Raw genomic sequence first — 23761 nt, forward strand, 5'->3', positions numbered from 1 at the left:
TCAGGTCAGGCCTTACAGATCGAGGCGACGTCGTCGACGCCGGCGGCGGGGGTGGTCGGAGAGCTGGTCGGCTTCTCGGTCGAGTGGTGAGTCGGCTTCTTCGTGGTGGTGCTGCTCGGAGCGTGCGTTGCGCTGGTGCTACGCGGAGTGTTCGAGGTCTTACCGTCTCCTCCTGAGCCGTCCTTGTCCAGCGATTCGGACTTCGCGATCGCCTCCGCGACCTTGGCCCGGATCAGCGCGAAGTCCGGGTCACTGGTGTGGATCAACGGCGGGACCGCGGAGAAGCTTGACACCGGCAGCTTCTTCGCGTCCAGCGCGAGGTCGGTGAAGGTACCGAGTTCGCTCGCCGGGATGCTGGTCTTGACCACCTCTTTACTGGCCGAGGCGATCGCCTGGAACTTGGTCAGCACGACCGACGGCGACAGCTGATTGAGCATCGCGGCCATCACGCACTTCTGCCGCGCCATCCGGTCGTAGTCCGACGACTCGGCCCGCGACCGGGCGAACCAGAGCGCGTGGTAGCCGTCCAGGTGGACGTTCTTGCCCGGCTCGATGTAGCCCTTGATCGGGGTCGACTCACCGCCGATCGGGACCCGCTTGCCGATGTCCAGGGTGATCCCGCCGACCGCGTTCAGCAGGTCGCGGAAGCCGGCCAGGTCGATCAGTACGTAGTAGTTGATCTTCAGCCCGGTGACCGCCTCGATCGCCTGCGTGGTTGCGGTCTCACCGGGGTTCGGGTCGCCGGGGAACAGACTCTTGTGGCCGACGGCGTAGGTGTAGACGGCGTTCAGCAGGCACTGGGCGCCGCAGTCCTTCCACTTGAAGCCGTCCGGGAACTGCTTCGCCATCGCCGTACCGGCCGGGAACGGCACCTTGGCCAGGTTGCGCGGGAGGCCGATCAGCACGGTCCGGCCGGTGTTCGCGTCGACGCTCGCCACGGTCATGCTGTCCGGGCGGGTACCGACCCGGTCGGCGCCGGAGTCGCCGCCCATCAGCAGCACGTTGTACCGGCCTTTGTCGGCCTTCGACTTGGTGCCGCTGCCGAACACGCTGGCGACGAAGTCGCGCTGGGTGTTCACGATCACACTCGCGTAGATCAGCGCACCCACCACGACGAAGATCAGTGCGCCGTCGAGAATGCTGGTGATCAGCCGGTGGTTGCGCTCGAGCATCAGCGGCTGGCTGATCCGGTACGCGTCCACGAACAGCGCGGCCCAGCCGACCGCGAGCAGGATCAGCAGGATCTGCACCAGCCGCAGCGTGTTCGGCCGGGCCAGGAAGTTGATCGTCCCGGAGCGCCAGATCAGGCCCAGGACGATCAGGAACACGACGACCGCGATCAGCCCGGCGACGACCCGCCAGGCCCAGCGACCGGCCTTCCGGCTGCCCGCAACGATCTGCGCCGATCCCGGCAGGATCAGCGTCATCAACAGCAGTGTCAGCGCCCGCTTGAACCGGACCGGTTCGCGGAGATTGCGCAGGTCTGGCTTCTCCTGCGGCATGACGTCCTTCCGTTCGCAGGAAATTCAACGCAGTTCGGGCGGTCTGATAATGCTCTCGACCGTACCTGGTTGCCTCTCTTCACTTGGTACGACGTGCCGGTGGCGCCGATGGTTCGCACCTGGGCGGATCCGGAGACGAAGGGTAGCAGTCCGGACACGGAGCGCAGGAAAACCCCTGCGCTCACCCTGCTTCACGGAGCTGTGATGGTCCGCGCCGGAAGGATGCGTTACGAAGTCCTCTAAGTACAAACAGTGAGGAAACCGCCCCATGAAACTCTTCCGCACAGTCCTGGCCGTGACCGCGGTCGCCACCACCACCCTCCTCGGCACCAGCGCCGCCCAAGCCGCTCCGGGCGCCGACTTCACCGGCATCGCCGCGCTGAGCAACTGCTCCGCGTCCCTCGTCCGGTACGCCGAATCCGTCGACACCGACAAGGCGCTCGTACTCACCAACGGCCACTGCTACGAGGGCGGCTTCCTGCAGCCCGGACAGGTCCTGGTGAACAAGGCCTCGACGCGGTCGATCACGTTGCTGAAGCCGGACTCCAGTCGCGCCGGTACGGTCCGCGCCGACAAGATCCTGTACGGCACGATGACCAAGACCGACCTGATCGTGTACGAGGTGAACGAGAGCTACGCCTCGATCAGGAGCCGCCTGAAGGTCACTCCGCTGACGCTGGCCAAGCAGGGCCCCGCCGACGGCGCCGGCATGGCCGTCGTCTCGGGGTACTGGAAGCGGATCTACACCTGCTCGGTGCAGGCCACGATCCCGCAGCTCCGCGAGGGCGACTGGACCTGGCAGGACTCGATCAAGTACCGGCAGCCCGGGTGCGAGACGATCGGCGGTACGTCGGGATCGCCGGTCGTCAGCACCTCCACCGGGGAGATGATCGGGATCAACAACACCGGCAACGAGGACGGCGAGCGATGCACGGTGAACAATCCGTGCGAGGTCGACGCCGACGGCAACGTGACGGTCGACCAGGGCGCCGCGTACGGCGAGCAGACCTGGTGGCTCTACACCTGCCTGACCGCCAACCGCACGATCGACCTGGGCAGGTCCGGTTGCCAACTGCCGAAGCCGGTCGGCCGTCGCTGACGCTCTGCTGACACTCGGTGCATGATGCGTGCGGGGTGACGCACGCCACTCGGAATTCCGGTAACGTCGCCCCGCATGGCAGTCGACTCAGCTACTGACCGCGTGCCCACGACCAGTTGGCCGAGCCCGTTCGGCGTACGGACGCGGCTGGTCGCGTCGAGCGCGCTGATGCTGTTCACCGAGCTCGCGCTGATCCGCTGGACCGGCTCGAACGTCGTGCACCTCAGCTACTTCTCGAACTTCGTGCTGCTCGGCTCGTTCCTCGGCATCGGGATCGGCGTGCTCCGGTCCGGCCGGGCGAAACGGCTGCCGTACTACTCGCCGATCATGCTCGGGCTGCTCGTCCTGGTGATCGCCTGGAAACCGGTAACGGTGAACCGGGGCGGGTCGTCCAGCGTCATCTATTTCACCAGCCTGAACACCACCGGCCCGCCGACCTGGGTGATCCTGCCGATCATCTTCGTCGCCGCCGCGGTCGTGCTGGCCGGACCGGCTGAGCTGGTCGGCCGGTGTTTCGCGGAGCTGCCGCGGCTGACGGCGTACCGCTTCGACCTGGTCGGCAGCCTGATCGGGATCGTCTCGTTCACCGCGCTGTCGTTCCTCGGCGCGCCGCCGATCTGGTGGGGCCTGATCGTGACGATCGTGTTCGCCGTACTGATCATCCCGCGGACCGTGACGGCACCAGGCAAGCGGATCGTCGCCACCGCGGTGAGCGCGGCGCTCGTACTGACGCCGCTGATCGTGATGCTCGGCGTGCTGTTCCACGAGTCGACCCGGCCGGACCTGAGCTGGTCGCCGTACTACAAGGTGAAGACCAAGCAGTACACCTGGGAAGGCGTCCCGCTGCTCACGATCACCGTGAACGGCGTGCCGCACCAGCAGGCGATCCCGGCCGAGTCGCGGCTGCAGTGGGAACCGCAGTACGGCCTGCCGTACGAGCGGGCGACCGCGGGCAAGCAGCCGAAGAACGTGCTGATCATCGGCGCCGGCTCCGGGTCGGACGTCGCGATCGCGCTGAAGAAGGGCGCCCAGCACGTGGACGCGGTCGAGATCGACCCGCGGATCCGCGACCTCGGCAAGGCGCTGAACCCGGACCGCCCGTACCAGGACCCGCGGGTCTCGTCGCACATCGACGACGGCCGCGCGTACCTGTCCCGGACCGACAAGAAGTACGACCTGATCCTGCTCGCGCTGCCGGACTCGCTGACCCTGGTCAACGGTGCGAGCTCGCTGCGGCTGGAGAGCTACCTGTTCACCACGCAGGCGTTCGAGTCCGCGAAGCAGCACCTGAACCCCGGCGGCGCGTTCGCGATGTACAACTACTACCGCGAGACCTGGCTGATCGACCGGCTGGCGTCGACCGCGCAGCAGGCGTTCGGGCACAAGCCGTGTGTGGACAAGATCGGTGACGGCCTGCAGCAAGCGGTGGTCACGGTCGGCCTGACCGAGCAGGACCAGACCTGTGCGTCGGAGTGGGCCGGACCGAGCGAGATCACGCCGCCGCCGGCCACCGACAACCGCCCGTTCCTGTACCTGTTCACTGACCGGATCCCGTCGTTGTACCTCGTCACGCTCGGGCTGATCCTCGTCGCCGGTCTGGTCGGCGTCGGCATCGCCGGCGGCGGAGCGTCGTACAAGCGGATGCGTCCGTACGCGGACCTGTTCCTGCTCGGCGCCGGGTTCATGTTGCTGGAGACGAAGAGCATCACCGGGTTCGCGCTGCTGTTCGGTACGACGTGGGTCGTGAACGCGATCGTTTTCGCCGGCGTGCTGGTGGCGGTGCTCGCGGCGGTCGAAGTGACGAGGCGTTTCAAGACGCCACCGGTGAAGGTGATGTTCGCGGTGCTGTTCGGCGGCCTGGCGCTGTCGTGGGTGTTCCCGGACAGTTGGCTGCTCGAGATGCCGGTCGGCCTGCGGGCGCTGGTCGCCGTACTGATCGCGTTCCTGCCGATCTTCGCGGCGAACGTGATCTTCGCGAAGCGGTTCACCGACACCGCGGACGGTACGGCGTCGTTCGGGGCGAACCTGCTCGGCGCGATGCTCGGCGGCTGTCTGGAGTACGCCGCGCTGATCATCGGGTTCCACGGGCTGCTGATCATCGCCGCGCTGCTCTACGCCGGGGCCTTCCTGCTGACACCGAAGATCAAGGCCTTGGGGTCCACTGGCAACTGACTGGCAGTTGGTACGGGTTCGGCCCGTTCACGCCGGTTCCACCGGGTCGTGATGGCAGGATCTGAGACATGACGTGGCTCGTGACTGGTGGTGCTGGGTACATCGGAGCGCATGTGGTGCGGGCGTTCCGCAACGACGGGATCGACGTGGTCGTGATCGACGACCTGTCGAGCGGGAAGGCGGAGTTCGTCCCGGACGGCGTGCCGTTCGTCCGGGCGAACCTGCTGGACGGTGCAGCGGTCCGGGAGGCCCTCGACGCTGCCGGCGGCGTCGAAGGCGTCGTACATCTGGCCGGCTTCAAGTACGCCGGGGTGTCGGTCGAGCGGCCGTTGCATACGTACACCCAGAACGTGACCGGGATGGTCTCGCTGCTCGAGGCGATGGCGGAGAAGTCCGTGTCGAACATCGTGTTCTCGTCGAGCGCCGGGGTGTACGGGACCCCGCGCGACGAGGTGGTGACCGAGGACACCGCGCCGGATCCGCAGTCGCCGTACGGCGAGTCGAAGCTGATCGGCGAGTGGCTGCTCCGCGACCAGGCCGCCGCGACGGACCTGCACCACACCTCGCTGCGCTACTTCAACGTGGTCGGCTCCGGCGACCCGACGGTGTACGACGCGAGCCCGTACAACCTGTTCCCGATCGTCTGCGACCTGCTCAGCCAGGGCAAGACCCCGCAGATCTACGGCACCGACCACCCCACCCCGGACGGCACGTCGGTGAAGGACTACGTGCACGTCGCCGACCTCGCCCGTGCGCACGTCGCGGCGGCCCGCGCGCTCGAGTCCGGCAAGACCCTCGAGCGCGTCTACAACCTGGGCAGCGGCACCGGTACGTCGGTCCGCCAGATCATGGACGCCGCCCGCCGGGTCACCGGCATCGACTTCACCCCGTCGGAGGGCCCACGCCGGCCTGGCGACCCGTCCCGCGTGGTCGCGAACGGCGACCTGGCCGCTCGCGACCTCGGCTGGCAGAACACCTACACCGTGGACGAGATGTTCGCGACCGCCTGGGAGGCGTGGCCGAAGGGCTGATCCGGATCCCTTCATCGTTGTACATGCGCCCTCATGGTCGCGGAACCGGACCGGCTGTAGCCTGTGCCGCAGTTTTACAGTGCTGCCCCGGTCCCGGGGCACCGATCGAGGGGTGCGATCCATGAGTTACGAGAGCCTGCCGCAGTTCCTGGCGAAGATCGATCTCTTCCACGGGCTGTCCGCGAAGACGTTGTCGGAGCTGATCGAGCGCGGCACAACGCTCAAGATCGCGGCCGGCAACCACGTGGTCGAGCAGGGCGCCAACGATGCCGGGCTGCAGGTGGTCCTGGAGGGCTCGGCCGAGGTGGAGGTCAGCGGCGCCGACCGCGCCCCGCTCGCCCCGGGGGACTACTTCGGTGAGATCTCGCTGATCGACGGCCTGCCGCGTTCGGCGACCGTGGTCGCCGGACCGGACGGCCTGACCACGTTCGCGTTGTCCGCGCTTGCCTTCGCGCCGGTGGTGCGGGAGAACCCGGACGTCGCCGAGGCCCTGCTCAAGGCCCTGACGGCCCGGATCCGTTCCCTCGAGTCCGCAGGCTGATCCCGTCGTCGGTGGGTCGGGAACGGTGATGCGATGACCGAGGAGCGCAAGGTCGTCACGGTGCTGTTCTGCGACCTGGTCGGGTTCACCGCGGCGTCCGAGTCGGCCGATCCCGAGGACGTCCGCCGGTGGTTGGCGCCGTACCACTCGACCCTGCGGCAGACGGTCGAGCGGTACGGCGGAACCGTCGAGAAGTTCGCCGGGGACGCCATCCTGGCCGTGTTCGGCGCGCCGCGGTCCAGGGAGGACGACGCCGAACGCGCGGTCCGCGCGGGGCTGGCGATCCTCGACGCGGTGGCCGCGCTGCCGAACGGCCCGCTCGAGGTCCGGGTCGGCATCGAGACCGGGGAAGCCCTGGTCCAGGTCACGGCGCGACCCGAGTTGGGTGAACCGTTCGTCACCGGCCTGGTCGTCAACCTGGCCGCCCGGCTCCAGGCCTCCGCTCCGATCGGCGCGGTCGTGGTCGGTGCCGGCACCTACGCGGCGACCAGCCGGGTGTTCGGCTACGAGCCGCTGGAACCTGTGGCGGCGAAGGGCATCAGCCGTCCGGTCGAACGCTGGCGGGCGGGTCCACCGCGTGCGCGGTTCGGCGCGGACGTGATCCGCGACCTGAGCACCCCGCTGGTGGGCCGGCAGCGCGACCTCACGCTGCTGTGTGCCACGTTCGAGAGGGCGGTCGCGGAACGCGTACCGCAGTTCGTCACGCTGCTCGGCGAACCCGGGATCGGCAAGTCCCGGCTGGTCGCGGAGTTCGGCGCCTGGCTCGACCGGCGGCCGGAGCCCGTGACGTGGCGCGAGGGTCGTTGCCTCCCGTACGGCGAGGCGCCGTTCGCGCCGCTCGCGGAGATCTTCAAGGCCCAGGCCGGGATCCTCGACACCGAGCCGCCCGGACAGGTCGCGGCGAAACTGGACGCGATCCTGCCGGACGGCACCGATCGCGCCTGGTTGCGGGCCCGGGTCGGTCCACTGGTCGGCGCCGAAAGCTCCGCCCAGGCGGGCTCGGTCACGCAGGAGGAGTCGTTCGCCGCCTGGCGGCAGTTGCTCGAGTCGTTCGCCGACCAGTCGCCTGTCGTGCTGGTGTTCGAGGATCTGCACTGGGCATCGGACGCGCTGCTCGCCTTCGTGGATCACCTGGCGGAGTGGCTGACCGACCTGCCGCTGCTGGTGCTCGTCACCAGCCGGCCCGAGCTGCTCGAACGCGGACCCCGCTGGACCCGCGGCGTCCAGAACTCCCTCACGGTCGGCCTCGCCCCGCTGGCCGACGACGAGACCGCCCAGGTGCTGACGAACCGGTTCGGCGGCCTCGACATACCGGACGAGATCCGGCAGCGACTGGTACGGCGTGCGGACGGCAATCCGCTGTACGCCGAGGAACTCGCGCGGATCGTGATCGACTGCGGACCGGACGCCTCCGGTGAACTGCCCGCCGGGATCGCGGCGATCATCGCGGCCCGGCTGGACACGCTGGATCCCGGGCAGAAGGTGCTGATCGCCGCCGCTGCCGTCATCGGCCGCGTCTTCTGGGCCGAAGCAGTAGCGGCACTGACCGGCCGGACACCTGCTGACGTCGTCACAGCGTTGCGGGAGCTCGCCCGCAAGGAACTCGTGCGGCCGGTCCGGCAGTCGACGATGCTCGGCCAGCACGAGTACACCTTCTGGCATGCGCTGACCCGCGACGTCGCCTACAGCCAGCTGCCCCGCGCGGCCAGGTCGGCCTCGCACCTGGCCGCTGCCGACTGGCTGGAGCTGCGCTGCGCGGCCTGTCAGGCCGAGACGCCGAACCTGATCGCGCACCACCTGACCACCGCACTCGACCTGGCCACGGCGCTCGGCGACACGGCGGCGGTGGCTTCGATCGCGCCCCGGGCCCGTCGCTACCAGCTGATGGCCGCCGAGCAAGCCATGAACCTCGACACCAGCCAGGCGATCGCACTGCTCGACCGCGCCCTGGCTCTCACGCCGGAACGGGATCCGGAGCGTCCCGAGGTGCTCACCCGCTGGGGCTGGGCAGCCTTCCTGGCCGGCCGGCTCGACGACGCGCGGGCCGCGTATCGCGAAGCCGTCGCCGGCTTCGAGGCGTCCGGCGACCGCCACGGACTGGCGCTCGCGTTGCGCGCGTCGACGTACGCGATGAACAACATGGCGGAGAGCCTGGCGACTGTGGACCGGGCGGTCGCGATGCTGGAAGGTCTGGGGCCGAGCGAGGACCTGGTGCAGTTGCTGTCCGGGCAGGCCAGCCTCCGGCTGGTGGCGAGCCGCCGGGCCGGCGCGATCAGCGCCGCCGACCGTGCTCTGCGGATGGCGGCCGAGCACGGGTGGGCCGTACCGCACCGGGCGCTGGAGGCCCGTGGGCTGGCCCGGATCAGTCAGGGCGACACCGGTGGGCTGGTCGACGTCAAGGAGGCGTTGTCCGCGCTGCTCGACCTCGGCCGCGGGCGGGATGCGGCGGTGACCTGGCTGAACTACGGCTGGGTGCTGTGGCAGATCGAGGGTCCGGTGGTGGCCGAAGGTGAGTTGGCCACCGCCCGCGAGTTCGCCGTACGGCGCCGGCTGGTCGAGCTGGAGCAGCAGATCGGCTGCACCGTGCTGCAGTTGATGATCGAGACGGGCAGGCCCGAGGAGGCTATCGCGGCGTGCCGGGCGCAGCTCGCCGATCCCGGTCCGGCGTTCACCACGTTGCGCCGGATCGAGGTCCTTGCGGCGCTGGCCGTGGCTGAGCTCGAGTCCGGCGGCCGCCCGGACGCGGTGGAACCGTCTTCCGGTTCGGCTGCGGGCCCGGTGACGATCCGGGAGTACGCCGAGGAGGCGTACCGGCTGGCGGTCGATGCCGGTTGGCCTGATCTCATCGCCGTCGCCGCCTCGCCGGCCGCGACGGTGCGGGCCCTGCAGGACGATCGGAGCGGCGTACTGGAGATCCTGGAACTGTTGGCCGGGCTGTCCGATCTGCGGGGCAGCCTGGAGTTCGAGGCCAGGCTGCCGTCGTTGGTTCGAGCCGCTCTGCTCGCCGGCCATGCCGGACCCGCCGCGGCTCTCGCGGACCTGGTGGAGCCGGTGCTGCCGCTGCGTGAGTACTCGGTCGGGACCGCCCAGGCGCTGCTCGCCGAGCATCGCGGCGAGCTGGAGACCGCGGCCGCCGGATTCTCCCGGGCGGCCGCCGACTGGGGTGCCTTTGGCAACAAACTCGAACAGGCCCATGCCCTGCGTGGCCTGCATCGCAGCACCGGCGATCCGGACGCGCTCGTCCGGGCCGAGCAACTGTTCAGGACTCGGGATACTCCTTCTTGAAGAACCCGGACGGGCCCAGGTTCATCCCGCCCGGACCGGTGAGGACGCCGCCTTCGACCGGGAGGGTGTGGCCGGTGATCCAGGCGGCGTCGCCCGAGGCCAGGAAGGCGACCGCGGCGGCGATGTCCTCCGGTTCGCCGACCCGGCCGAGCGGGTACATCCTGCTGAAGCGTTCCAGGGTGCCCGGCTGGTGATCCCAGACCGGGGTCCGAATGGTGCCGGGGGCAACGACATTGAAGCGGACGCCGAGTTCGCCGTACCGGGCGGCGTAGTTGACCGTCATCGCGATCTGGCCGGCCTTGGCGGCGGCGTACTCGATGTTGCCGAAGGCAGCGAGTCCGTTGACCGAGCTGATCGTGACGACGTTGCCGCGGTTCTTCACCAGTTGCGGGAGCGCGGCCTGGATACAGCGCGAGGCGCCGACCAGGGTCAGGTCGAGTTGCGCGTGGAACTCCTCGGCGGACGCGTCCTCGGGGGCCGTCCGGACGATGCAGCCACCGGCGTTGTTGACCAGGACGTCCAGGCGGCCGAACCGCTCGGTCGCGGCCGCGACCGCCGCGTCCACGTCGGCGCGGTTCGTCACGTCGACGCGTAGCGGCAATGCCTGGTCGCCGATGCTCTTCGCGACCTCGGCGAGCTTGTCCTCCTGGAGGTCGGTCACCACCACCGCGGCGCCCTCGTCCGCCAGCCTGCGCGCGACCGCCGCACCGATACCCTGCGCGGCCGCGGTGATCAGCGCTACCTTGCCCTCGAATCGTTGCATTACCCCTCCAGGACTCGATCGACCTTCTCGTCCGCTACCCGGCGGTCCAGCTTCGACGCGTCCAGGTTGCGGCAGAGCACGATCGAACCACCTCCCGCGATCACTCCGATCAGCAGGTTGACCCCGTCCCGGTCGGTCAGGGTCCGGGTGGTGAGGATGCGGTCCGCGACGGGTTCCGCCGTACCGATCAGTTGCTCGTGGGTGAGTTCGTCGTACGCCGGGGAGGTGGGCGTCGGCGGGTCGTACGGCGAGAAGACGTCGGGGTGGTTGTAGACCTCCGCGCCGTAGTCGTGCACGCCGTCCGGGAGCGGGTCACGGAACCGGCCGCCGAGGGGGAGGAGTGCGGACGCGACGGTCTCCCGCTCGCCGCGGATCGCGAGCTCCGGGCCGGTGATCGCCAGCGTTCCGGTGCCGCTGGTCAGGGCTGCACCGGCCGACCAGGTGGACAGCGCCCAGACCACGCCGAGCCAGTGCGGCGGGAGGCCGATCGCGACGGTGTCGCCGGAGTCGACGTCGTACTCGTCCTGGAGCAGGTTGGCGGTCTTCGCCACCCAGTTCGCGGTGGTGACCGCGCTGAGTTCGATCCGCTCGCCGGTCGCGTCGTCGTAGTAGGTGAGGAACGGCTTGGCCCCGTCCCGGCGAACCGCGGCCGCGAACAGGTCGGGCAGGACTCGTGACATATGGCCCACCCTACGGTTCGCGCACAGGCGTACGTTGGAGGGGGAACAAGTGGAAAGAAGGGCTACCCATGGTGCCGGAGCTAGCGCTGCCCGAAGGCGGCGAATGGATCGTCATCCTCGTTATCGTCGTACTGCTGTTCGGAGCCAAGAAACTCCCCGAACTGACCCGCAACGCCGCCAAGGCGATGAAGGAGTTCGAAAAGGCCCGCCAAGGCTCGGACGACGAAACCCCGGCCCAGGTAACCCAGTCCCAACCCCAGGCAACCCAGCCCCCACCGCCCCAAGCCCAGCAGCCCATCCAGCCCCAGGCCGCACAGCCCCAACCGCAGGCGACCCAGCCGCAGGCGCAGGCCCCTCAGCCACCCCAGCCGCAGGCCCAGGTCCAGACCCAGCCGGTCGGCCCTCCTGCCCCGCAAGCTCCAGCCGCGCCGCACGCCACGCCCGCGCCGCAGCCACCCACGGACGGCACGCAGAACACCGGCCAGTAGCCCGCAGGACGCCCGCCTCGTCAGGTGAGTTCGGCTGCCGTGGTGCGTAGGGCTGCGGCTACTACGGCTGTTGGTTCTGGGAGGGGGCCCGGCATGCGGGCGAGGAGGGTGCGGCGGAGTTCTTGGGGGCCTCCGGTGACTGGGAGGATTTTGATGCCGGGTGGGACTGCGGGGGTGAGGGATGCGGGGATCGTGGTGATCCCGGCGCCGGCGGCGACCAGGTGGAGTTTGGCCAGCCAGTCGCGGGCCGTGTGGGCGATCAGCGGGCGCTCGTCAAGTCCGGGCCACACCCCCAACCACAGTTCACTGCTGGAAGCCGGCCCGGCGATCCAGCGTTGGCCGTGGAGGTCGGCGACCTCGACCGAGTCGTACGCCGCCAGCGGGTGACTGGCCGGCACCGCCAGGCGCAGGCTTCGTTCGGCCAGGGTCTCGAGTTCGAGCGCCGGTGATTCCGCGTCCGGCGGGCGGAACGGTGGCGCGGACGCGATCAGCGCCAGGTCGATCGTCCCGGCCCGGAGCGCCCGCACCAGCGCGGGCGTGGAACCCTCGCGCGTCGTCACAGTCACGGCCGGGTGCGTACGCCGTACCGCGCTGATTGCCCGTGGCAACAAAATCGCGCCGGCGCTGGGAAACCAACCGAGCCGCACGGTACCGCCCGCAGCCGGCAGCCCGGCGAGCTCCCGCGCTGTCGCGTCGAGCTGATCGAGGATCCCGGCCGCGGTCCGAAGTACGACCCGCCCGGACGCCGTCAGCTCGACCCCGTCGCGCCGCCGCTCCAGCAGCCGGCCCCCGGCGGCGCGTTCGAGTGTGGCGATCTGCCGGGAGACCGCGGACTGCGTGTACCCGAGCGCGCTCGCCGCAGCGGTGAACGTACCCCGCTCCGCCACCTCCCGGAACACCCGCAACGCGACCAGCGAGACGTCGGTGAGGTCCATGACATCTACGCATACCACGTGTGCCGAACTTTCGTTGGAGTCATGCCTCCCACGGACCTACGTTGAAGGCATGAGAACCGCACTGATCACCGGAGCCAACCAAGGCATCGGATATGCACTCGTAGCAGAACTCGCCGACCGGATGGACCCCGACGACCTCGTCATCCTCACCGGCCGCAACTCCGAACGCGTCGCCGCAGCGGCAAGCCGGCTCCAGGGAAAGGGCAAGGCCCGGGTCGAGGGGCGGGTGCTGGACGTCACCGATGGTGAGGCCGTGCGCCGGTTGGCCGTCGAGCTCGGCGGCGTGGACATCGTGGTGTCGAACGCGGTCGGGCCGTTGGAGCCGGGGAAGACCGCCGCGGAACAGGTGGACGAGTTCGTGGACGTGGCGAACCTCGGCGCGCAGTCGATACTGCGGGCGTTCGGGCCGATCCTGCGACCGGGTGGCCGGCTGATCGTGGTGGCGAGCTCGCTGGGGACGCTGGCACAGCTCCCGGAGAAGTTGTGGGACCGGTTCGACGGCGCCTCGCTGGAGGACGTCGAGAAGGTCGTCGAGGAGTGGCGTACGGCGGTACACGACGGTACGGCGGCCGCGGCCGGTTGGCCCGAATGGATCAACCTCCCGTCGAAGGTCGCCCAGGTGGCGGCGGTCCGCGCGGTTGCGGCGGAGCGTCGTACGACGGATCTCGCCGACGGCACGCTGGTCGCGTCGGTGTGCCCGGGGCTGGTCGACACCCGCGCCTCGCGGCCGTGGTTCGAGGACTTCAGCCAGGCGAAGTCGCCGGCCGACGCGGTCGTACCGATCGCGGACCTGATCCTCGCCGACCACGTCGACCCCGACCAGTACGGCGAACTGATCCGCGACGGCCAGGTCGTTCCGTGGAAGCCGTTCATCACCCAGTAAGGCGTTCTTCACCCTGAGTCAGGGCCGGCCACCGGCGAACGACCCCGCGGTCGTGCGGGTGCTCGAATTCCCATAGGGTCTTGTCATGCTGATCCTGGCCGGCCTGGCTCTGATCCTGGTGCTGACCGTTGCCACGGGCTACTTCGTCTCCCAGGAGTTCGCGTATGTCGCCGTCGACCGGAGCCGGCTGCGGACGCTGGCCGCGGACGGTGACCCGGCCGCCGCGCGGGCACTGAAGGTCACGTCGCGGCTGTCGTTCGTCCTGTCCGGCGCACAGGTCGGCATCACGATCACCGCGCTGCTCGCCGGGTACTTCGCCGAGCCCTACCTGGGCGAGGGCCTGGAGCACCTGCTCGGCGCGGCCGGCGTACCCAAGAGCGTGAGCCTGTCGATCTCGGTGGTCCTGGCGTTGCTGTTGGCAACGATCATCCAGATGGTGCTCGGCGAGCTGGCCCCGAAGAACCTGGCGATCGCGCGCGCCGAGGCGATCGCGCTGCGGCTGTCCAGGTCGACGCTGATGTACCTGGCGGTGGCCGGCCCGGTGATCCACCTGTTCGACTCCGCGTCGAACCGGATCCTCCGCCGGGTCGGCATCGAGCCGGTCGAGGAGCTGCCGCAGGGCGCGACCGCGCAGGAGCTCGACCGGATCATCGAGACGTCGTACGAACAGGGCCTGCTCGACGAGGACACCATGCGGCTGCTCGACCGCGGCCTGGACTTCCGCGGCCGGACCGCCGGCGAGGCGATGGTGCCGCGGGTCGACGTGGTCACCGTGCACCGCGACGAGCCGTTGACCCGCGTGGTCGAGCTGCAGGACACCGGGCACAGCCGGTTCCCGGTCGTCGGCGAGTCGGTCGACGAGGTGGTCGGCGTGGTCGCGATCGGCGACGTGGTCGAGCTCGAACCGGCCGACCGCGCGGCGATCGCGGTCGGATCGCTGGCGTCCCAGCCGGTCGTCGTACCGACGACGCTGCCGCTGCCCGCCGTACTGGAACGCCTGCGGGTCGCGCGCCGGCAGCTCGCGATCGTCGTCGACGAGTACGGCGGGTTCGCGGGCATCGTCTCGCTGGAGGACATCGCCGAGGAACTGGTCGGCGAGATCCGCGACGAGGACGACCTCCCCGAAACCGGGCTGGTGCAGGGCGGCGACGGCTCGTGGGTGGTACCGGCCAGATGGCGGCTCGACGAGGTCGCGGAGGCCACCGGCGTACCGCTGCCCGAGAGCGACGACTACGAGACCGTGTCCGGACTGGTGATGGCGCTGCTCGGGCGGATCCCCGCCGTCGGCGACACGCTCGTCGTCGACCTGCCGCAGCGGATCGACCACGACGGCAGGCCGTTGCCGGCGGAGTCCGTACGGCTCACGGTGCAGACGATCGAGCGCCGGGTGCCGGGCATCGTGATGATGGAACGAGTGGCATGAGTACGACGTGGGCGTTGCTCATCTCCGCCGTACTGCTGGCGCTGAACGGGTTCTTCGTCGCGGCCGAGTTCGCGTTGGTGGCGTCGAAACGGCACCGGCTCGAGGAGGCGGCCGCGTCCGGCAGCCGATCCGCACGGGCCGCGATCGCCGGCGTCAGCGAGTTGTCGCTGATGCTCGCGGGGGCGCAGCTCGGGATCACGTTGTGCACGCTGGGGCTCGGTTCGCTGAGCGAGCCGGCGGTCGCGCACCTGCTGCATCCGCTGTTCGAGCTGGCACACGTTCCCGAGGGCGTCGGGCATGTGATCGCCCTCGTCATCGCGGTCGGCGGTATCGGCCTGCTGCACGTGCTGCTCGGCGAAATGGCGCCGAAGTCGTGGGCGATCAGCAACCCGGAACGGTCGGCGTTGATCCTCGCGATGCCGTTCCGCGGGTTCACGTACGTGTTCCGCCCGCTGCTGAGCGTCCTGAACTGGATCGCGAACCTCTGCGTGCGGTTGATCGGCGTGACCCCGCAGAACGAGATCGCCAACGCACACGGTCCGGACGAGCTGCGGCTGCTGATCGAGTCGTCGCGCGAGCACGGCACGCTCGAAGAGCCCGAGCACGAACTGCTGACCGCGATGCTGGCGTTGCAGAACACCACGGTCGGTCAGGTGATGACGCCGATCGCGGAGCTGTCCACGGTCGCGTCGACCGCGTCGGCCCGCGAGGTCGAGCGGACCAGCCGGCGCGAAGGTCACTCGCGCCTGGCGGTGGTGAGGTCAGGTCCTGGATCACCAGGGATCTGTGGCATCGTGCACGTCCGCGACGCGGCCCGGGTGACGACCGCGGGCGACACGACGAGCCGGGCCGCGGACCTGATGACGGCGCCGCTCGAACTCGGTGCGAACACCCCGGTGGCGAAGGCGATCCGGACCATGCGCGAGGAACGCTCACAGCTCGCGGTCGTCCGCGGCGGGGACCAGGCGATCGGGGTCGTCGCGCTGGAGGACCTGCTCGAAGAGGTGATCGGTGAGTTCGACGACGAGACCGATCCGATCGTCAGGGCCGCTGAATAGCAGGGTTACGGTGTGGTGTGGCGATTAAACGGCTTGGCTTGGTGGTTCATCAGGGTCGTCCGACAGCGGTTGAGACCGCTGAGACGGTACGGCGCTGGGCGACCGCTCACGGTATCGGCTGTACCGACATCGACGTCTGGAAGGACCACCAGGAACGCCGTACCGGTACCGACGAGCTGCATCACGCCGGCGACCCGGACCTGGTCGTCACGCTCGGCGGCGACGGGACGTTCCTGCGCGGCGCGCGGATCGCGGCGAAGAACAACGCCGCCGTCCTCGGGGTCGATCTCGGCAAGGTCGGGTTCCTGACCGAGGTCGCCTGCAAGGACGTCGAGGCCGCGCTCGAAGCGGTGCACCACGGCGGCGCGACGTACGAGGAACGGATGACGCTGACGATGCGCGCGTCGCGGCCGTTGGAGATCCCGGCCGGCATCGAGTCGCTGCTGCGGTACGGGCACGGGCCGTCGCTTCCACCGCCGCCGGTGCGGCACGAGATGGCCGAGGGCGACGGGTGGGGGATGGCGCTCGACGTGACCGCGTTGAACGACGTCGTGGTGGAGAAGCTGGCGCGCGATCACCAGGTCGCGTTGGGCGTGTACCTGTCCGGGCGGCTGCTGGCGTCGTACTCCGCCGATGCCGTGATCGTGGCGACGCCGACCGGGTCGACGGCGTACAGCTTCGCGGCCGGTGGGCCGATCCTGTCGCCGAACACCGAGGCGATCGTGTTCACTCCGGTCGCGCCGCACATGACGTTCAACCGTACGGTCGTCGCGGCGCCGGACGAGCCGATCGCGCTGCGGGTGCTGCCGCATTCGGGGCAGGCGGCGGTGAGCATCGACGGGCAGCTGCGCGGCGTACTCGATCCGGGGGACTGGATCGGGGTGTACGGGTCACCGCGGCGGCTGCGGTTGGTACGGCTTCGGCCGACCGACTTCTACGGGCGGCTGCGAGACAGGTTCCGGCTCACGGACGCGCCCGCGACCGCGCTGGACGGCGAGGCCGAACTGTTCTGGCAGCCCGCGGATACGCCTGTCCCACCGGACCTTCAGCACTTGCGTCTGTCGCCTGGTGACGACCGGTAGGGTCTCTCCATGCGAAACGTGGTGATCCTCGCCGGTGGTTCGGGGACGCGGTTGTGGCCGATGTCCAGAGACGACCGGCCGAAGCAGGTGCTGCCGTTGGCGGCCGGCCAGTCGCTGCTGCGGGTGGCGTACAACCGGCTGCTCGGACTCGTCGACCCGGAGAACATCTACGTCTGCACGGTCGGCGCGATCACCGACGTCGTCCGCAAGGAACTCCCCGAGCTCGGCCCGCACAACATCATCGGCGAACCCGCCCGGCGCGATACCGCGAACGCGATCGGCCTCGCCTCGGCCGTGGTGGCGCGCAACGATCCGGACGCCGTCGTCGCGTTCGTCGGCTCCGACCACCTGATCAGCCCCGAGCAGGAGTTCCGGGACGCGATCGAGCAGGGCTTCGAGGTCGTCGAGGCGCGCCCCCGGTCCCTGGTCACGTTCGGGATCGAGCCGACCCACCCGCACACCGGCCTCGGCTACATCGAGCGCGGCGCGCCGATCGAGGGCACCACGGCGTACGTCGTCGACCGCTTCCGCGAGAAGCCGGACCGCGAGACCGCCGAGGAGTACCTGGCCACCGGACGGTTCTGGTGGAACTCCGGCATGTTCGTGTGGCGCGCATCGACCGTGCTGAACGTCCTCGACACCCTGCTGCCCGAATCGGCCGCCCGATTGCGCGACGTCGCCGCGGTCTGGGACACACCGGCCCGCGAGCAGACCCTCGCCGAGATCTACCCGAACCTCCGCAAGATCAGCATCGACTACGCCGTGATGGAACCGGCGTCCCAGGGCAAGGTCGACGCGGACGTGGTCGTCGTACCGATGCCCGTCCACTGGCTCGACGTCGGCTCCTGGGCCGCGCTGGCCGACACCTACACCGCCGACCCCAACGGCAACCGCACCGACGGCGCCACCCTCAGCTGCCTGCTCGATTCCCACGACAACATCATCGTCACCGACGACCCCGACCACCTGGTCGCAACCGTCGGCCTGCGCAGCCACATCATCGTCCACACCCAAGACGTCACCATGGTCTGCCCCCTCTCCGACGGCGAACGAGTAAAAGACCTGGTAGCCCAAGTCCAGTCAGACCACGCCCGGTACCTCTGAGGTCCGCCCGCGCACGCTCCGCAGGTGCTCCGGTCGCGGTGCTCCCTCCCGCACCTGCTCCGCGCACTCCCACCCACCCCCGGGCTGCCGCCCGAAGCATCCGTTTCCGGCTGACGCCGGGAGTTTCCGGCTGGCGCCGGGAGAGTTTCCGGCTGCCGCCGGGGAGTTGAGAGCTGCCGCTCGCGGGTGACTGCTTGGCGGGTGTGTTGCGTGAGCTGGATGTGGTGAGAGGTGGATGTGGTCAGCCCCGCGCGCGCTCCGCAGGTGCTCCGGTCGCTCCGCTCCCTCCCGCACCTGCTCCGCGCACTCCCACCCACCCCCGGGCTGCCGCCCGGAGCATCTGTTTCCGGCTGGCGCCGGAGGGTTTCCGGCTATCGCCGGGAGGGTTTCCGGCTGGCGCCGGGGAGTTGCGAGCTGCCGCTCGCGGGTGACTGCTAGGCGAAGGTGGCGGGCGAAGCCGCCGGTAGTGGGTGGTGCGGGTTGCAGGTGGTGGGTGGGGGCTGAGATGGTGAGGGGGAGGCTGAGGTGGTGAGGGGGAGGCTGAGATTGCAAGGGGTGTAAGTAGTTAGGCCTTAGCGCGCCGCGTGCTCCGCAGGCGCTCTCGTCGCCGCGCTGCTCGCTCCCACGCCCGGGGGCAGTGCCCGGAGCATTCGTTTGCGGCTGACGCCGGGAGAGTTCCGGCTGGCGCCGTGAAATGTCGGCGCTGAGCCGGTGGGTGGGAGCACCGTGACCGGAGTGGGGCCTGATCACCTCCAGCACTCGGCACATCCAGCTCGCGCAGCACAGCCGCCAAGCAGTCACCCGCGAGCGGCAGCTCGCAACCCCCCGGCGGCAGCCGGGAGAATGCCGGCGCTAAGCCGGTGGGTGGGTGGGAGCGCGCGGAGCGGGTGCGGGAGGGAGCACCGCGACCGGAGCACCTGCGGAGCACGTGGGGGCTGACCACATCCACCACTCACCACATCCACCACTCACCACATCCACCACTCACCACATCCACCACTCACCACATCCAGCTCACCCAGCACAGGAACCAAGCAGTCGCCCGCGAGCGGCAGCTCGCAACTCCCCGGCGGCAGCCGGGAAATCCGGCGGTAGCCGGGGGTGGGTGGGAGTGTGTGGAGCGGGTGCGGGAGGGAGCGGAGCGACCGGAGCACCTGCGGAGCACGCGGGGGCTGACCACATCCACCACGTGCGGAGCACGCGGGGGCGGGCCAGATCCGTTAGCCGCCGTTGGGTTCTTGGGCGTCGGTGGCGGGGTATTTTTCCATGAAGTTCTTGAGGGCTTCGCCGCTGACCGAGTTGCAGAACTGGCGGTGGCCGAAGGACTTCTGGGTGGTGGGGTCGGGGGCGCTCCAGTGGGCGAACGCGATGTTCTTGCCGTCCGGCCAGCCCTTGCCTTCGGACTGTTTGTAGGGGGCGGCGATGAACTTGTTCAGCGAGCTCTGGGGAAGCTTCGACTTGGCGATCTTCTCGATCTTGTCGATCTCGTTCTTGGGCAGCGTGTCGCGGTACCAGAGGATCGTGTAGCCGTGCTCGAGGTTGTGGACGAGGTTCTCCACCGGCGGGCGGTCGCTCATCGAGTAGAACTTCTTGTCGAACGGCGCCCAGACGGCGTAGTGCGGGCCGGACGACGGCGGGGACACGGCGTACGCGATCTTCTCGCCGTCGGGGCGGTGGTCCTGGGTGCCGCCGCCGTCGTCGTTGGTGGGCGCGTCGCAGGACGCGGCCGAGGCGGCGACGCCGAAGTCGGTGAGTGCCTGGTTCTTGGTCCGGGAGTCCTGGACCAGGCGGATCGCCGGGTAGGCGATGATCGCCAGGCCGACCACGATCGCACCGGCCACGATCATGATCGTGCGGCGGCGGTCCCCGGCGGCCTGCTCGCGCTGCATCTTCTCGATCATTTCGCGGCGCGACTGTTTCTGCGACGACGCTTTACCCACAGTGTTTGGTCTTCCCGGAAGGGGCGGCCACCGCGCCGCCGTGCGATGGCAGTGTACGAGGTGACCCTAAGAAGTTGCCTAGAAAACTATTTCGAACGGGACCCGAACGTGACCGTCGCCGCGCTCCCGGGCCCCGGACGCACGGCGACGCCGTAGCCCTCGGCATGCAGCAGTACGGCGACCCGCTCGGCGACCATGCCGACCAGCACACCCTCATCCGCGGACACCGTGACGACCCCGTCACCCACCTCGAGCGAAACGCCGTCGAGAGCCAGCCCGGCGAACACCTCCGAAGGATCCAGGCCACGCGGCCCAGCAGGAGCCTGCCGGGACAGTACGGCGGCCCGCGCCGCCTCCCGCGTCCCGAGGCTGAACATGTCGAACTCGGCGTCCCGGACCAACGCCCGCGCCCCGGGACCGTCCGAGCCCACGGGCAGGACGACGTCCTCGAGCCCGCGCAGTACGGCGACCGGTACGCCGTCGGCCTTGCCCTTCACCAGCTCGCTCGCACTCGCGATCTCGTCCGCGAGCGCGGGCTCGGTGACCGCGAGCACGTTCCCGTGGCTGTCCGTCGTACCGCGCAGGTCCTCGACGACGCGCACGCCGGCGGCGCCGATCGCCAGGTCGGTCTGCCCGTTCCGCCAGGGACGACCGAGCGTGTCGGTGATGACGATGCCGACGTTCACGTCGTACCGCTCCTTCAAGGCCACTCGCAAAGAACGCGCCGACGCGTCCGGGTCGACCGGCAGCAGCAGGACCGTGCCAGGGGCGGTGTTCGACGTATCCGTACCGGCCGCGGCCATCACCAGGCCGTGTCGCGTCTGCACGATCCGGGTGTCGCCGCGCTGCGCGACGACCCGCACAAGCTCGGCGTCGACCGCCTCCTGCCGGGTGCCGTACGTGAGCCGGCCCTCCGCTTTGCTGACGATCTTGGACGTCACCGAGACGACGTCGCCGTCGCGCAGGTCGGTGCCGTCCGCGATCAGCGCGGCCAGGTCCGCGCCGGCCGCCACCTCGGGCAGTCCGGTCACCGGGAAGATCTCCAGCTGCTTCCTCATCGCCACACGGCCTCCGCGAGGGTCAGTGCCGCGTCAGCCATCGCGGCGGTTTTGGTCTCGTCGGTCATCCACAACGGCACCGCCTGGACGTGAATTCCGGCTCCGGCGATCGAATCCGCCTGGATCGCGTCCGAGCTGTCGATCAGCCAGCCGTCCAGTACGCCGCCCGACGTGCGGGACCCGTAGTACCGCGCGACGGCCGACGCGGTGGACGCGACGCCGACCGCGGCGAGCACCTTGTCCGCCATCCCGCGGACCGGGCCGGTACCGATGATCGGCGACAGCCCGATCACCGGAGCAGACGTTTCCCGCACCGCCTCGCGGATCCCCGGTACGCCGAGGATCGTGCCGACCGAGACCACCGGGTTCGACGGCGGGATGATCAGTACGTCGCAGTCCGCGATCGCATCGAGTACGCCGGGTGCGGGCTTGGCCTTGTCCTGGCCGACGGCAACGATCTGGTGCGCCGGGATCGACGCCTGGTGGCGGACCCAGTACTCCTGGAAGTGGATGGCCTTGCGCCGACCGGGCTGCTCCGGATCGTCGACCACGACGTGGGTCTCGATCCGGTCGTCGCTCATCGGCAGCAGCCGGACCGGGAGCTTCCAGCGCGCGCAGAGCGCCTCGGTGACCGCGGTCAGGCTGTACCCGGCGTCGAGCATCTGGGTCCGGACGAGGTGGGTGGCCACGTCCTTGTCGCCGAGCCCGAACCACGTGGGCTCCACGCCGTACGCCGCGAGCTCCTCCTTGATCACCCAGGTCTCGTCCTCGCGGCCCCACTTGCGCTCCTCGGAGATGCCGCCGCCGAGGGTGTACATGACGGTGTCGAGATCGGGGCAGACCCGCAGGCCGAACAGGGTGATGTCGTCCGCGGTGTTCCCGATGACCGTGATCCGGGCATCCGGACGGGCCTTGATCAGGCCGCGCAGGAAGGCCGAGCCGCCGATCCCGCCGGCCAGGACGGTGACCCGCTCGGGGCGTCGTTCAGGCAATCGCATGGGAAGAGTCTGCCCGAGTCGTCAATGCGTCGGCCCACCGCACGACTATGCTGCACTGCGTCATCAGATCCGCACAGCTCAGTTGTACGGCCCCCCAACATCCGAGGAGCCCTCGTGGTCACCGACGCAACCAAGAAGCTCAGAGAGCCGGTCGCGTACATCCTGCTCGCATTCGCCGGTCTGCTCGCAGTGGCAGCGCTGTTCCAGTTGTTCGTCGGTGGGATCGGCTTCGTGGCCGCGTCCGCCGGTGTGCACAGCATCATCGTCCCGCCGTCCGTCACCACGCTCGCGCTGCTCCCGGCGCTGGTGGGCGCGGTCTGGCTGGTGAACGAGGGTGAGCGGACGCCGAACGCCCGGATCGTCACGCTGGCTGCGCTCGTCGTCACCGGTCTGTTCCTGCTGATCGGCCTGATCGCGACGTTCGCGCAGTTCAACGGCGGCGGCACGGCCGGCGAGAAGATCGTCGGGTTCATCGCCTCGCTCGGCGGTCTCGCGCTGTACGGCGGTGTCGGTCTGTACGCACTGAAGACCTTCCAGGCGCTGCCCGCGCCGGTGAAGGTCCCGAAGCAGGGCCAGTTCCAGGGCCAGCCGGGACATCAGGGTCAGCCGGGTCAGTACGGCGGCCAGCAGTACGGCCAGCCGGGCTACGGTCAGCCGCAGGGCTACGGCCAGCCGGACCCGCAGGCGCAGTACGGCGGTCAGTACGACCAAGGCCAGCAGTACGGCGGTTACGCGGGTGCCGCTGGGGTGGCCGGTGCCGCAGGTGCCGCTGGTGGTTACGCGGCGGGTCAGGGCGACCAGCAGCAGTGGCCGCAGGAGCAGGGCTGGGGCCAGGCCGAGCAGCAGCAGAACTGGTCGGCCGGCGAAGCCGAGGCCCAGCAGCACGCCGCCGGTCAGCACTCCCCGCAGCACGCGGGTCAGCAGGAGCACGCGTGGCCTGCCGAGGGCCAGGCCGCTGCCGAGCCGACCCAGGCCTGGGGTGCCGACAACCAGCAGCAGTGGGGCGGTCACGAGCAGCCGGCTCAGCAGTGGCCGCAGGAGCAGCAGCAGTGGGGTGCGGACGCCGGTCAGCAGCAGTGGGCCGGCCAGGAGTACGGCCAGCCTGAGGCCGAGGCCCAGCAGCCGCAGCAGCAGGCGTGGCCGCAGGAGCAGTCGTGGCCGCAGCAGGCCGAGGACCAGCCGGCCGCCGAGCAGCAGGCTGCCCCGGACAGTGCACCGGCTGCATCTCCTGCATCGCCTGCACAGCCGGCCGAGTCGGCCGACGAGACCCGCGTCGACCCGCGCGTCGAGGGCGACAAGAACGACCAGAACCAGCAGGGCCAGCAAGGTCAGCAGGGCTGGTGGTCACAGCCTTCCTGATCACGCTGACTACATCAGTGATCCAGGACGGCAAGCCCTTGCCGCTCATCTGGGAGATTTCCCTTCCGCACAAGGTTTGAGGCCGGGTACCCGGCGCGAGAGGCCTGTATCCACAGGCCTCTCGTTCTTTTGCGGCCATGTTGCGGATGATCCCAATAGCAGAGCACGGCTTGACTTTCGTGGATTGCAGGAATGTAATTTCAACCGTGTCGTTCGTTAGGACACTCGGTATCGGGGACCGTTGCAGAGCGCAGGACGGACGAGGTCAGGCATGTGGACCGCAAACCCACATGTACAGGGGAACGAACAGGGTCGAGGAGGTCGTACCGTGACAGAAGG

General features: G+C 69.6%; 19 protein-coding genes. 12 read left to right on the top strand and 7 right to left on the bottom strand.

All coding sequences use genetic code 11. The features are described 5' to 3' along the window. Positions 1-5 precede the first annotated feature (5 nt). Positions 6-1502, bottom strand: a complete 1497-nt coding sequence (locus FB475_RS22735) for an LCP family protein (RefSeq protein ID WP_141858591.1) — start codon at positions 1500-1502, stop codon at positions 6-8. A 268-nt stretch (positions 1503-1770) separates the two neighbouring features. Here FB475_RS22735 and FB475_RS22740 point away from each other — a divergent pair, with 268 nt between their 5' ends. From FB475_RS22740 to FB475_RS22760, 5 genes are all read left to right on the top strand, one after another. After that, entirely contained in the window at positions 1771-2601 is an 831-nt protein-coding gene (locus FB475_RS22740; protein WP_141858592.1) for a S1 family peptidase, read from the top strand. 102 nt (positions 2602-2703) lie between these two features. Beyond that, complete coding sequence (locus tag FB475_RS22745; protein WP_238332350.1) at positions 2704-4773, top strand: spermine/spermidine synthase domain-containing protein; 2070 nt, start codon at positions 2704-2706, stop codon at positions 4771-4773. A 68-nt stretch (positions 4774-4841) separates the two neighbouring features. Further along, the gene (gene galE / locus FB475_RS22750; protein ID WP_141858594.1) at positions 4842-5804 is read left to right on the top strand and encodes a UDP-glucose 4-epimerase GalE; all 963 of its coding nucleotides are present in this window, start codon (positions 4842-4844) and stop codon (positions 5802-5804) included. Positions 5805-5925: 121 nt separating this feature from the next. Further along, positions 5926-6345 carry a cyclic nucleotide-binding domain-containing protein gene (locus FB475_RS22755; protein WP_141858595.1) on the top strand — a complete coding sequence of 140 codons (420 nt, stop codon included), beginning with the start codon at positions 5926-5928 and terminating at the stop codon, positions 6343-6345. A 33-nt stretch (positions 6346-6378) separates the two neighbouring features. Further along, a complete protein-coding gene (locus tag FB475_RS22760; protein WP_141858596.1) occupies positions 6379-9630 on the top strand; it encodes an AAA family ATPase in 3252 nt (1083 codons plus the stop codon). On the opposite strand, the gene FB475_RS22765 is transcribed toward FB475_RS22760, so the two are convergent. Together FB475_RS22765 and FB475_RS22770 are read right to left on the bottom strand one after the other, a co-directional pair. Then, positions 9605-10393 carry an SDR family NAD(P)-dependent oxidoreductase gene (locus FB475_RS22765; RefSeq protein WP_141858597.1) on the bottom strand — a complete coding sequence of 263 codons (789 nt, stop codon included), beginning with the start codon at positions 10391-10393 and terminating at the stop codon, positions 9605-9607. The two genes, FB475_RS22760 and FB475_RS22765, sit on opposite strands and share 26 nt — an antisense overlap. Continuing rightward, the gene (locus tag FB475_RS22770; RefSeq protein WP_141858598.1) at positions 10393-11073 is read right to left on the bottom strand and encodes a TIGR03089 family protein; all 681 of its coding nucleotides are present in this window, start codon (positions 11071-11073) and stop codon (positions 10393-10395) included. Before FB475_RS22770 ends, FB475_RS22765 begins: the two co-directional genes overlap by 1 nt. Before the next feature lie 68 nt (positions 11074-11141). Here FB475_RS22770 and FB475_RS37725 point away from each other — a divergent pair, with 68 nt between their 5' ends. Then, positions 11142-11561, top strand: coding sequence for a twin-arginine translocase TatA/TatE family subunit (locus tag FB475_RS37725; RefSeq protein WP_141858599.1), 420 nt, complete (start codon positions 11142-11144; stop codon positions 11559-11561). A 20-nt stretch (positions 11562-11581) separates the two neighbouring features. Here the strand turns inward: FB475_RS37725 and FB475_RS22780 are convergent, their stop codons facing one another. After that, entirely contained in the window at positions 11582-12496 is a 915-nt protein-coding gene (locus FB475_RS22780; RefSeq protein ID WP_141858600.1) for a LysR family transcriptional regulator, read from the bottom strand. Between the two features lie 70 nt (positions 12497-12566). Between FB475_RS22780 and FB475_RS22785 the strand changes: the two genes are divergently transcribed. The 5 genes from FB475_RS22785 to FB475_RS22805 all read left to right on the top strand — a co-directional run bounded on the left by FB475_RS22785 (position 12567) and on the right by FB475_RS22805 (position 18067). After that, positions 12567-13400, top strand: coding sequence for an SDR family NAD(P)-dependent oxidoreductase (locus FB475_RS22785; RefSeq protein WP_141858601.1), 834 nt, complete (start codon positions 12567-12569; stop codon positions 13398-13400). A gap of 85 nt (positions 13401-13485) precedes the next feature. Beyond that, positions 13486-14823, top strand: coding sequence for a hemolysin family protein (locus FB475_RS22790; RefSeq protein WP_141858602.1), 1338 nt, complete (start codon positions 13486-13488; stop codon positions 14821-14823). Further along, on the top strand, positions 14820-15881 hold the full coding sequence (locus tag FB475_RS22795) for a hemolysin family protein (RefSeq protein WP_141858603.1): 1062 nt from the start codon (positions 14820-14822) through the stop codon (positions 15879-15881). Before FB475_RS22790 ends, FB475_RS22795 begins: the two co-directional genes overlap by 4 nt. A gap of 41 nt (positions 15882-15922) precedes the next feature. Next, on the top strand, positions 15923-16963 hold the full coding sequence (locus FB475_RS22800) for an NAD(+)/NADH kinase (protein ID WP_238332462.1): 1041 nt from the start codon (positions 15923-15925) through the stop codon (positions 16961-16963). Positions 16964-16972: 9 nt separating this feature from the next. After that, a complete protein-coding gene (locus FB475_RS22805) occupies positions 16973-18067 on the top strand; it encodes a mannose-1-phosphate guanylyltransferase (RefSeq protein WP_141858605.1) in 1095 nt (364 codons plus the stop codon). Positions 18068-19287: 1220 nt separating this feature from the next. Here FB475_RS22805 and FB475_RS22810 read toward each other — a convergent pair. The 3 genes from FB475_RS22810 to cofD all read right to left on the bottom strand — a co-directional run bounded on the left by FB475_RS22810 (position 19288) and on the right by cofD (position 22063). Continuing rightward, positions 19288-19968 carry a DUF3105 domain-containing protein gene (locus FB475_RS22810; protein ID WP_238332351.1) on the bottom strand — a complete coding sequence of 227 codons (681 nt, stop codon included), beginning with the start codon at positions 19966-19968 and terminating at the stop codon, positions 19288-19290. 125 nt (positions 19969-20093) lie between these two features. After that, positions 20094-21065 (bottom strand): coenzyme F420-0:L-glutamate ligase, encoded by a 972-nt coding sequence (locus tag FB475_RS22815; protein ID WP_141858607.1) that lies wholly within the window; start codon positions 21063-21065, stop codon positions 20094-20096. Beyond that, positions 21062-22063, bottom strand: coding sequence for a 2-phospho-L-lactate transferase (gene cofD, locus FB475_RS22820; protein ID WP_141858608.1), 1002 nt, complete (start codon positions 22061-22063; stop codon positions 21062-21064). The genes FB475_RS22815 and cofD overlap by 4 nt, the downstream gene beginning before the upstream one ends. A gap of 114 nt (positions 22064-22177) precedes the next feature. On the opposite strand from cofD, the gene FB475_RS22825 reads away from it, so the two are divergent. After that, positions 22178-23422 carry a hypothetical protein gene (locus tag FB475_RS22825; RefSeq protein ID WP_141858609.1) on the top strand — a complete coding sequence of 415 codons (1245 nt, stop codon included), beginning with the start codon at positions 22178-22180 and terminating at the stop codon, positions 23420-23422. The last annotated feature ends 339 nt before the right edge of the window (positions 23423-23761 follow it).

It is taken from the genome of Kribbella jejuensis, assembly GCF_006715085.1.
In the GTDB taxonomy this organism is placed as follows: Bacteria; Actinomycetota; Actinomycetes; order Propionibacteriales; family Kribbellaceae; genus Kribbella; species Kribbella jejuensis.

What these genes read in the sequence shown, in the direction of transcription:
- FB475_RS22810 (WP_238332351.1), bottom strand. Translation starts at nt 19,968, where the DNA reads ATGATCGAGAAGATGCAGCGCGAGCAGGCCGCCGGGGACCGCCGCCGC.
- FB475_RS22755 (WP_141858595.1), top strand. Translation starts at nt 5,926, where the DNA reads ATGAGTTACGAGAGCCTGCCGCAGTTCCTGGCGAAGATCGATCTCTTC.
- FB475_RS22790 (WP_141858602.1), top strand. Translation starts at nt 13,486, where the DNA reads ATGCTGATCCTGGCCGGCCTGGCTCTGATCCTGGTGCTGACCGTTGCC.
- FB475_RS22740 (WP_141858592.1), top strand. Translation starts at nt 1,771, where the DNA reads ATGAAACTCTTCCGCACAGTCCTGGCCGTGACCGCGGTCGCCACCACC.
- FB475_RS22760 (WP_141858596.1), top strand. Translation starts at nt 6,379, where the DNA reads ATGACCGAGGAGCGCAAGGTCGTCACGGTGCTGTTCTGCGACCTGGTC.
- FB475_RS22805 (WP_141858605.1), top strand. Translation starts at nt 16,973, where the DNA reads ATGCGAAACGTGGTGATCCTCGCCGGTGGTTCGGGGACGCGGTTGTGG.
- cofD (WP_141858608.1), bottom strand. Translation starts at nt 22,063, where the DNA reads ATGCGATTGCCTGAACGACGCCCCGAGCGGGTCACCGTCCTGGCCGGC.
- galE (WP_141858594.1), top strand. Translation starts at nt 4,842, where the DNA reads ATGACGTGGCTCGTGACTGGTGGTGCTGGGTACATCGGAGCGCATGTG.
- FB475_RS22770 (WP_141858598.1), bottom strand. Translation starts at nt 11,073, where the DNA reads ATGTCACGAGTCCTGCCCGACCTGTTCGCGGCCGCGGTTCGCCGGGAC.
- FB475_RS37725 (WP_141858599.1), top strand. Translation starts at nt 11,142, where the DNA reads ATGGTGCCGGAGCTAGCGCTGCCCGAAGGCGGCGAATGGATCGTCATC.
- FB475_RS22795 (WP_141858603.1), top strand. Translation starts at nt 14,820, where the DNA reads ATGAGTACGACGTGGGCGTTGCTCATCTCCGCCGTACTGCTGGCGCTG.
- FB475_RS22815 (WP_141858607.1), bottom strand. Translation starts at nt 21,065, where the DNA reads ATGAGGAAGCAGCTGGAGATCTTCCCGGTGACCGGACTGCCCGAGGTG.
- FB475_RS22765 (WP_141858597.1), bottom strand. Translation starts at nt 10,393, where the DNA reads ATGCAACGATTCGAGGGCAAGGTAGCGCTGATCACCGCGGCCGCGCAG.
- FB475_RS22780 (WP_141858600.1), bottom strand. Translation starts at nt 12,496, where the DNA reads ATGGACCTCACCGACGTCTCGCTGGTCGCGTTGCGGGTGTTCCGGGAG.
- FB475_RS22785 (WP_141858601.1), top strand. Translation starts at nt 12,567, where the DNA reads ATGAGAACCGCACTGATCACCGGAGCCAACCAAGGCATCGGATATGCA.
- FB475_RS22735 (WP_141858591.1), bottom strand. Translation starts at nt 1,502, where the DNA reads ATGCCGCAGGAGAAGCCAGACCTGCGCAATCTCCGCGAACCGGTCCGG.